The 11063-nt window shown below is 27.1% G+C and carries 4 protein-coding genes and 1 pseudogene; all 5 read left to right on the top strand.

Annotated features, from left to right (window positions below; genetic code table 11):
- A pseudogene (locus tag VLM92_RS01895) lies at positions 1-541 on the top strand (hypothetical protein); the annotation flags it as partial.
- Entirely contained in the window at positions 534-2741 is a 2208-nt protein-coding gene (locus VLM92_RS01890; protein WP_325274661.1) for an ATP-dependent helicase, read from the top strand. The pseudogene VLM92_RS01895 and the gene VLM92_RS01890, both read left to right, overlap by 8 nt.
- Positions 2742-2786: 45 nt before the next feature.
- Positions 2787-3581, top strand: a complete 795-nt coding sequence (locus VLM92_RS01885; RefSeq protein WP_325274660.1) for a PD-(D/E)XK nuclease family protein — start codon at positions 2787-2789, stop codon at positions 3579-3581.
- Positions 3571-7023, top strand: a complete 3453-nt coding sequence (gene addB, locus VLM92_RS01880) for a helicase-exonuclease AddAB subunit AddB (RefSeq protein WP_325274659.1) — start codon at positions 3571-3573, stop codon at positions 7021-7023. The genes VLM92_RS01885 and addB overlap by 11 nt, the downstream gene beginning before the upstream one ends.
- Positions 7023-10787: a helicase-exonuclease AddAB subunit AddA gene (gene addA, locus VLM92_RS01875; protein WP_325274658.1), complete on the top strand. Its 3765-nt coding sequence runs from the start codon at positions 7023-7025 to the stop codon at positions 10785-10787. The genes addB and addA overlap by 1 nt, the downstream gene beginning before the upstream one ends.
- Positions 10788-11063 lie beyond the last annotated feature (276 nt).

The raw sequence follows: 11063 nt of genomic DNA, 5'->3' as shown, positions 1-11063 counted from the left end.
TCTGAAAGAAGGAAGAGTAAACGTAGGTATATGCAAGCAAATAATATACGAAAGTGAAGCATTCACAGAAAACGTAAGTTTACTAGGTTTAGATAAAAATAAGGATAAAGAAAAAATATTTATAGAAGCACTTAAAACTACAATAAATGATTATTATGTAGTGGCAGATATAGAAGAGTTAAAAACTTCAGAGAAAGTATTAATAACAACTCCATATTCTTATATATCCTACAATGTAAACAGGCCTATACAAATATGGGTAGATATAGGTAGTAATGCGTGGAATATGAAGATAGAAAAAGATATAAGTAATGTAGTTGTACTTAGAAAATCCTTTGAAGAAAGAAGAATATATACAGATGCTATAGAGGAATATTATAAAAAGTACTATTTATACAATATGATATACAATCTTTTGATAAATGTAAAAGAAGTATATGCATACAAAAGTGAATACACTGTAAATGGATATATTCAAGAAAGTATATTATATAGTTTATTACTAAAGGTACTAGCTAAAGGGGATAATTCTTATGAATAATATAAATTATAGACAAGACCAATTACCTATAATAGGATATGAAAATGGAACTATGGCTGTTCCTGCAGTACCTGGTGCAGGAAAGACTTTTATAGTTACTAATTTAGTTGCAAAATTATTATCAGAACAAAAGCACAAGGGTGGAAAAATCTTAATATTAACATATATGAATAGTGCAGTAAATAACTTCAAAGGAAGAATAAAAAAAATACTTCAAGATAATGACATAAAAGAAGAAAATTCCTATGAAGTTATGACTATACACAGCCTAGCTGTAAAAATAATAAAAGAAAAACCAGAAGTGGTAATGTTAAGTGAAGAGTTTAGTATTGCTGATGATTTACAAAAAAGCATTATACTAAATGAATGTATAAATAAATATAGATTAAATGGTGGAGAGAAAATTTTCCAATGGTTCCTCAAGGAACAAAAAGAAGGCGAGTGGAGAGATAGGATGGCTGATGCTTGGGAAGGTGGATTTTATGACCTTGTAGGAAATGCTATAGGAGAATTAAAATATAAAGAAATCTCTCCAGAACAATTAGAAGATATAGTATCTAGCGGATATAAAGGAATGTTAAAAATAATATTACCTATATATAAGGAATATACTATAAAATTAAAAAAGTATGGACTATTAGACTATGACGATATATTGATACTTGCTTATAAAGCCTTAATGTTAGATGAAGGATTAAGAACTAAAATTCAAAATAGATATAAATATATATTTGAAGACGAATGCCAAGACTCAAATGAAATACAAGGTAAAATAATAAAATTAATATGCAAGGAAAACAACAACTTAGTTAGAGTTGGAGATATAAATCAAAGTATTACAGGAACATTTTCATCATCAGATCCAAAATATTTCAAGGAATTTATAGAAGAATCAGATTATTGCTATAGAATGGACATGTCTAATAGAAGCTCTAAAGATATTTTAGATTTAGCTAATAGACTTGTAAAATATGTAAGCAAAGAATTTAAGCAAGCAGAGTGCAAAGAAGCACTAGAGGATATGGAAATAAAGACAGTACCAAGTGGGATGGGATACAAGGAAAATCCTAATCCGGATATTTACAGTATAAACACTAAAGTATATCAAACTTGGACAGATGAAATAGAAAAAACAGTAGCTTATAGTAAAGCAATAAAGAAAAAATACCCAGATAAAAGTATAGGAATATTAGTACCTCGTAATGACCAAATTACACATATTGCAAAGGTACTTATGGAAGAAGGCATGGAATTTGAAGAATTAGGACCAAACTCTTTAAACAAAAGAAAGATGCTAAATAATATTGTTTATGCTATAGACTTTATATTAAATTGTGATAGTATAGAAAAGCTTATAATTCTATTAGATAAAGCATTTATAGATACTGATAATGACTTAGGAAAAAAAGATTTATTAGAATTAATCAGAAAGCATAGTACAGAAGAAATTTTATATAATAAAGAAAAAACTAAAAATTTAATAATAGATACTCGTAGTGATTTATACCAAAGCTTTTTATATGGTATAAAAGCAATAAAAGAAATACTAGAGTATCCTATAGTGAGAATAGATTTATTAATCTTATTTATAGGAGAAAAATTAAACTTAGAAAAAGAAGATAAAGCATTAATAGATTATATAGCCTTTTATATGAAATATTTAGCTTTAGAAAACATACATATGGCACTTATAGATGCGTATGAAATACTATCTAATATAAAAAATAAAGTATTCAATCATATCATAGAGGTAGTATATGAAATGAATGGATATGAACCAGGACCAGGAAGTATAACAGTTTGTAACTATCATAAATCAAAGGGAATGGAATGGGATTGTGTGTTTTTATTAGATCTAATAGAGTATAATTTTCCTGATAATACCAATCAAAAATTTCAATGTGATAAATGGTATCTAAGAAAAGAATATGAAAATCCAATAGCAATTATCAAATCAGAAATAGATTCTATGTTAAACGGTAATACGCCGATAGATTATATGTATAAAAGTAAGATAGACTTAATAAATGAAAAAATAAGATTATTGTATGTAGGAATAACAAGAGCTAAAGAAATGTTGATATTATCTTATAGTTGCTATAAAGATAAAAGTAGCATAGGAAATAAAAAGAAGGAGCAAAAGCCATCTTTATATATAAAGGAGCTTGGAAAGTTTATAGAAGAAAAAAGAAATGCTTAGTGTAATTAAGATATATAAATAGATACAAGGAAGAAGTGATAAAAATTGAATAAGAAATTAAGATATTTTACTTATAGCCAAAATTCAATAAATACTTATAAATTATGTCCTTTAAAATTTAAGTATAAGTATATTGATAAAATAAATTGGAAGAATGATGATATTGAAAGTAGAGAATATTATGAAAGCTTAAAGGTAGGAAGAGATTTTCACTTACTATGTGAGAGGTATTTTACCAATATTCCTTTAGGTATAAATGAGAATACTAACTCTAAATTTGTAAAGTGGATTGAAAAAATAAAAACTATATTACCACAATATAGCGATTCGCAACAGGTAGGTGAAACATATTTACCAGAGTATGAAGTAAGATACAATTTAAATGGAAGTACAATAATAGCAAAGTACGATTTAGTAATTATAAGAGAAAATAGTATAGAAATATGGGACTGGAAAACTGAAAATAGAGTTCTAGAATATAAACATATAGAAAATAGAATGCAATCTATATTATATATGTTTTTAGCAAAAGAAGTAATACCTAAGCTAATGAACTTAGATATAGATATTGACAATATAAAAATGAAATACTATCAGCCACAATATGATAACCCACCTATAGAAATAGGATATAATGAACAAAAGCATAGAGCTAACAAAGAAAAAATAAATAAACAGATAGATATGATACAAAAAACTAAATATGAAGAAGAACAAGAGGCTTATGAATATGAGCTAATTAAAAATAAAAAACACTGTAATTTTTGCGAGTTTAACAAATTGTGCAACGGACGAGAAGTAGACTATAGAGTTTTAGAGGAGGAAATATATGAGTGTTAAATTTGTATTAGGTAGAGGAGGTAGCGGAAAATCTACTTATATACTAGATGAAATAAAAAAAAGAGTTCAAGATGATGAAACGTCTCCTGTTATACTGTTAGTTCCAGAGCAGTATACTTTTGAGATGGAAAAAAGGATGAGTAAACTTTTCTTAGGAAAAGAAAAGGATAAATATTTAAGAGCAAGAGTATTAAGTTTTAAAACTATGAGCAGCATAGTTTTTTCTCATGTTGGAGGACTAACTGATGTTAATATAAATTCAAGTGGGAAAGCTATGATGACTTACAGAGCTATAGAAAATGTAAGTAGTGAGTTAAATATATTTTCAAAATCAGCTTCACAGTCGGGATTTGTAAGCTCTATAACAGATATGATATCAGAGTTAAAGCAATATAACGTAAGCTATGAGATGCTAGAAAATATGTCGGGTGAAGTAGAAAATGAAACATTAAGCCTAAAGCTAAAAGATATAAGTAAAATATATAAAGAGTTTGAAGAAAAACTGCATGAAAATTACGTGGATTCTCAAGATATGTTAAGATCATTAGCAGATAAGTTAGATATATGTGACTATTTCAAGGGAGCATATATTTATGTAGATGAGTTTACAGGATTTACTCCAAATCAGTATAGAGCTTTAAAAAGTATATTCCATAAGGCTAAAGAAGTATGTATATCTCTAACAGTAGATAATGCAAGTAATATTACATATAATAAAGCGGATGCATTTTCAAGAACTAAATTTACTTACCAAAAACTTATTAAGTTATGTAATGAAGAGGGTATATCATTACTTCCTTCAGTAAATTTAAATAATTCAGTTATACCAAGGTTTAAAAACAGTGAAGAGCTTCAACATCTAGAAAGATATTATTATTCATATCCATACAAAGTATATGACAAACCAACTAAGAATGTAAAAATAAAAGAATTTAACAATTTATATTCTGAAGTTGAAGAAATAGCAAAAGAAATAGTAACTTTAGTAAGAGATAAAAATATTAGATATAAAGATATAACAATAGCAACAAGAGATTTAAATAAATATGATTTCTTAGTGCATTCAATATTTAATGAATATGAAATTCCAAACTTTATAGATAAAAAGAGAGAAGCAAAAAGTAATCCTATAATAGTACTTATAATATCAGCAATAGAAATGAGAAATAGAAGATATAGTTATGAAACTATGTTTAGATATTTAAAAAGTGGATTAATTAGTATAAGTAATGAAGATATTAGTCTACTTGAAAATTATGTACTTGCAAATGGTATAAAGGGAAAAAAGTGGTTTGAAGAAAAGTGGGAATATAGAATAAATCACAATATAGTAGCTGAAGAGAAAGAACATGAAATAGAAATAAGAAAAAAGATAAATGAAATAAAAAATAAAGTTTTACAACCTATAATAAAGCTACAAGAAAATTTAAAAGGAAAAAACAAAGTAGAAGATATATGTAAATTTATATATGAATTTTTAATAGACATAGATATGCCTAATACCATAGAAAATTTAATAATGAATTTTAAAGATAAAGGTGAGCTGGATGTAGCAAATCAATATTCGCAGGTTTGGAATATAGTTATAGATATTTTTGACCAAATGGTAGAAATAATGGGAGATGAAAAAATATCTTTAGATAAATTTATAAAACTTATTAGCTTAGGTTTTGATGAATATGAATTAGGACTAGTACCCCCAAGCATAGACCAAGTACTTGTAAGTAGTGTTGATAGAGTAAAAAATCCTAGTACAAAGTATCTTTACTTAATAGGAACAACAGATGGAACATTCCCTCTTATAGCTAAGGATAGTGGTATACTAAGTGATAATGATAGACAAAATCTAGGTAAAAAAGGTATAGAAGTAGACATAGATAGCAAAACTAAAACCTTTGAAGAACAATATTTAGTATATAAAGCACTTACATCTACTAGTGAAAACTTAATAGTAACTTATCCAATTGCTGACCATGAAGGAAAAACAATAAGACCATCAGTAATAGTATCTAGGCTTAAAAAGATATTCCCAAACATTGATAATCAAAGTTATTTAATGGAATTAGATGCTACAACAGATGAAGAGTTACTTAATAAAATAACTGTAAAATCTCCAACATTCAATGAACTTATTAACAAAATAAAAGAATTTGATGATGGTAAAGAAATAAATAATATATGGTTAGATGTATACAGATACTATTGCAATGATGAAGAATATAAGGACATCTCTAAAAAAATCATAAGCGGATTAAGTTATACTAATCAAGTGCAAAGAATAGAAGAAGAAAAGATAAAAAGCTTATATGATACAAATTTAAGTGTTTCTAGATTAGAAAAATATGCCGAGTGTCCATTTGCATATTTCATTCAATACGGATTAAAGGCAAAAGAAAGAAAAGAGTATTCATTTACAGCACCAGATTTAGGAACATTTATACATAATATATTAGACAAGTTTTCTAAACAACTAAGTTTAGATAAATTAGATTGGAGAGACATAGATACAAACTATATATCAATGAGAGTTTCTCAAATAGTAGATGAAATAGTATCTAAAATACCAGGATACATATTAGAAAGTTCAGAAAGATATAGATACCTTGCTTATAGACTTAAAAATATGCTTATATCGGCAATAAGTATAATTAGTGAACAAATAAAGCAAGGATCATTTGAACCAATAGATTATGAAGTTGACTTTGGTGTAAAAGGAAAGTATCCTCCTATAAAAATAACTTTACAAAATGGGCAAGAAATAAATCTAAGAGGTCAAATAGATAGAATCGATGAATTTGAAAATGGAGAAGGAAAATATATCAGAATAGTTGATTATAAATCAGGTAAAAAAGATTTAAGTTTAACAGATATATATCATGGGCTTCAACTACAGTTATTAGTTTATTTAGATGCAATATTAGAAAGTGGGAAAAATAATGCTCAAAATTTAAGTCCAGCAGCAATACTGTACTCTAGAATTGATGACCCGATAGTTAAATTTGATGAAAATAAAGAAGATGAAGAAATAAGAGAAGAAATACTAAAGAACTTAAAGATGCAAGGACTTTTAATTAAAGACTCTGACATAATTAAACAAATGGACAAATCTTTAGCAAGTGGTGAAAGAAGTACATCGTTAGTAATACCAGCTAATTTAAATAAAGATGGTACATTAGGGAGACACACAAAAGGGGTAACAAGCGAGGAATTTGAAATAATAAGAAAGTATGTAAAAAACCGTATAAAAGAATTATGTGAAGATATGTTAGGCGGAAATATAAGTATAGCACCATATAAGAATAAAGATAAAAATTCATGTATATTCTGTAATTATTCGTCAATATGTCAATTTGATACAACTTTAAAAGAGAATAAATATAAAATTATAAATAAAAAAAGCGATGATGAGGTAATAAACACAATGAGAGGAGATGTTAAGTAGTGAGTTCTCCTAAATGGACAAATGAACAACAAGCAGTTATAGATAGTAGAGACTGTAATTTACTTGTAGCAGCAGCGGCAGGTTCTGGAAAAACTGCCGTATTAGTTGAACGTATTATACAAATGATAACGGATAGAGAAAATCCTATTGATATAGATAAATTACTTGTAGTTACATTTACAAATGCAGCTGCATCAGAAATGAGAGAAAGAATAGGGGATGCTATAGGAAAAGCATTAGATGAAAATCCAGAAAATAAGCATCTACAAAGTCAGCTTGTACTTTTAAATAAAGCAAGTATTACAACGATACACTCATTTTGTTTAGAAGTTATAAAATCAAACTTCCATAAGATAAACTTAGATCCAAATTTTAGGATAGGAGATACAACAGAGTGTACACTACTAAAGCAAGAATCTATAGAAGAAGTATTTGAGCAACTTTATGTAGATAGAGATAAAGGATTTTTAAATTTAGTAGAAAGTTATGCAGAAAAAAGAGGAGACACCAACTTACAAGATATTATACTGAGTATATATAACTTTGCAATGGCATCTCCAGACCCGAAGGAATGGCTAGAATTTTCAGCAGAGCAGTTTAATATAGATGATGACTTTGAATTTTCTAAATCTATATGGGCACAAGCTATATTAGAAACAGTAAAAATAGAAATAAGTGGTATGGAAGTTAGTATGAAGAAAGCTTTAGATGAACTAGCGGAAGTAGTAGAGCTTGAAACATACACAGATAAATTTAAAAGCGATTATAGCGGAATTAAAAGAATATTAGAAGGATGTAATAAATCTTGGGATGATACATTTGACTCAATTACATCTATGAAGTTTGAAAACTATGTAAAAGGAGTAAAAAGACTTCCAAAGGATGCGCCATCATATATAAAAGATATAAAAGATAAAGCAGATGATATAAGAAAGAAAGTAAAAAAATCTATTGAAGGTATGGTAGATTCAACTTTTAGTAAACAAAAAGAAGATATAAATGAAGAAATTAGATATCTATATAACGTAGCGAATTCTATATCCCAGACAGTCATAAGATTTGAAGAAGCTTATAGCAATAAAAAAAGAGAAAAAGGAATAATAGATTTTAATGATATAGAACATTTTGCTCTAAAAATACTAACGCAAAAAAATGAAGAAGGAAGAGACATGCCTTCAGATATAGCATTTACGTATAGAGATAAATTTTATGAAATATTTATAGATGAGTACCAAGATAGTAATTTAGTACAAGAAGTTTTAATTAGTACTATTTCAAAAATTAAAACTCCAAATAGATTTATGGTTGGAGACGTTAAACAAAGTATATATAGATTCAGACAAGCAAAACCAGAAATATTTTTACAAAAATATGCTGATTATGATATACAAAAAGGTTCATTGTATAGAAAGATAATGCTATATAAAAACTTTAGAAGTAGGCAAGAAGTAGTAGATTGTGCAAACTATATATTTGAAAATACTATGAGCAAAAATATAGGAGAAATTGACTACACAGAAGAAGAAAGACTTAACTTAGGAGCAGTTTTCAAAGAAAATACTGATGAAAATGCTATTGTAGGTGGTCCATCAGAAATACATATAATGCAAAGTAAGGCTAAAATAGAAGATCAAAGTGGAGATAAAGAATTTGAAAATACTGAAGAAGAACAGGAAGAAATAGATAATATACAACTTGAAGCTAGAATGGTTGGTAAGATTATAAATGATTTAATGAAGCCAAAAGAAGATGGAAAAATTCAAATGGTATATGATAAAAAGTTAGATGATTATAGATCAGTACAATTTAAGGATATAGTAATACTACTAAGAGCAACATCTGCTTGGGCACCTGTATTTGCAGATGAGCTTATGAATATGGATATACCAACTTATGCTGATACAGGCGTAGGATACTTTGATACTATAGAGATAAAAACTATTATGTCACTACTTCAAGTTATAGATAACCCAATACAAGATATACCGCTTCTTGCAGTACTAAAATCTCCAATTTGTGGATTTAGCCCAGAAGATTTAATAGATATAAGAGTAGAAGATGGTCAAAAAAGCTTTTACGAAGCTTTAGAAATTTTTAGTCAAAATGAAGATGAAAAGGGAATAAAGTGTACAGAGTTTATAAAAAAACTAAAAGATTATAAAGAAAAAGCTTTATATATGAGTACAGATGAATTCCTATGGTACTTATATACTAAAACAGGATATTATGCTTATGTAGGTGCATTGCCTGGTGGGTCACAAAGACAAGCTAACTTAAAAATACTATTTGAAAGAGCAAAACAATTTGAAGAAACGAGCTTTAAAGGAATATTTAACTTTATAAACTTTGTAAGTAAGCTTAAAAAGTCTAATACAGACATGGGAAGTGCCAAAACTCTTGGAGAAAATGCAAATGTAGTTAGAATAATGAGTATACATAAAAGTAAAGGACTAGAATTCCCTGTTGTTATATGTTCAGGTATGGGTAAAAACTTTAATACTCAAGATTTTAAAAAGAATATATTATATCATCATAACTTAGGATATGGGCCTCAAGTAGTTGACTATGAAAGAAAAATATCTTATCCAAGTATAGCTAAAGAAGCTTTAAAAAGTAAGATAAATGTAGAAAACTTATCTGAAGAAATGAGAGTTTTATACGTTGCTTTTACAAGACCTAAGGAAAAATTAATAATAACAGGTTCAACGAGGAACATAGAAAAAAGTTTAAAAACATGGTCGAATGGAATAAATGGAAATGAACCAATATCACAGTATAAAATTTTGAAAGGTAAAGGATTCTTAGATTGGATAATGCCAGCAGTTCTAAAACATAAGGACTTAGAAAATTTAAGAGATATATCTGAAATAGATTTAGATAATATAGATAATCATTCATCAAAGTGGAGTGCAAAGCTGTGGTATAAGGAAGATGTAATACTAGATGAAAAGCAACAAGAGGAAAAGGAAAGTATGAAAGATATCCTCGAAAGTATAGATATGGAAAAACCAGATAGTGAGTATTATGAAGTTATTAAAGAAAAACTAGATTTTAATTATCCATATAAAGCATGTGTTACAAAGCCTGCGAGTATATCAGTAACTGAAATCAAGAAAATACAAAACACTCATGAAGACGATGAATTTACACAACAAATATTTAATAACCAAATTACTTTAAAGAAACCTCTATTTATGCAGGAGAGTGAAAATAAAGATAAAATAACTGGTGCCCAAAAAGGTACTATAGTCCATTTAGCTATGGAAATACTTGATTTTAATAAAATAAATAATGTTGATGAAATAAAAGAACAAATAAATAGTTTTATTAAAAAAGGAATAATAACTGAGAAGCAATCAACTATAATAAATCCATATAAGATATACAAATTCTTTAAATCAAGCTTAGGAAAAAGAATGTTAGCTTCTAAGTTTGTAAAAAGAGAGCAAACAATTTATGCTCAGATAAAAATGAAAGATGTATATATATATGAAGATTTAATAAATGATGATAGTACAGATAAGTATGATGATGAAAGCCTGATGCTAAGAGGTATTATAGACGCATACTTTGAGGAAGAAGAAAAGATAGTTATAGTTGATTATAAGACAGATTTTGTAAATGAAGAAAATAAAGATGAAGTTGTAAATAGATACAGGAAACAATTAGATTTATATGAAAATGTAATAGAACAGCTTACTGGAAAAGAAGTAAAAGAAAAATATGTATATTTATTTGGAATAGATGAAGAGATTTCAATATAAATAAAATCCACACCTTTAAGGTGTGGATTTTTTGTAAGGAAAAGGCTGAAAATAGATGATACAAAGTAAATTGTAATGTGAATAATTTATGGAAATATATTATAAATATAGATATTAAAGAGAGATATATATAATTTATGTATGGAAATTAAATATAAATTTATAATTGATTTAAGTATTTTTATAGCTTAAAATTAATATTTAGGAACTATATAAATATAAATATAAGTATAAGGGGATGGTAGATATAAAACTAGAAAAAGATAGCATCATATT

Origin of the sequence: Romboutsia sp. (assembly GCF_035470145.1) — a bacterium.
Lineage (GTDB): Bacteria > Bacillota > Clostridia > Peptostreptococcales > Peptostreptococcaceae > Romboutsia_D.
Note: the sequence above shows the minus strand (reverse complement) of the source record. Positions and strands in the feature narration are given on the sequence as shown.

Excerpts from the sequence above, each read along its gene's own strand:
- VLM92_RS01890 (WP_325274661.1), top strand. The coding sequence starts at position 534 with ATGAATAATATAAATTATAGACAAGACCAATTACCTATAATAGGATAT.
- addB (WP_325274659.1), top strand. The coding sequence starts at position 3,571 with ATGAGTGTTAAATTTGTATTAGGTAGAGGAGGTAGCGGAAAATCTACT.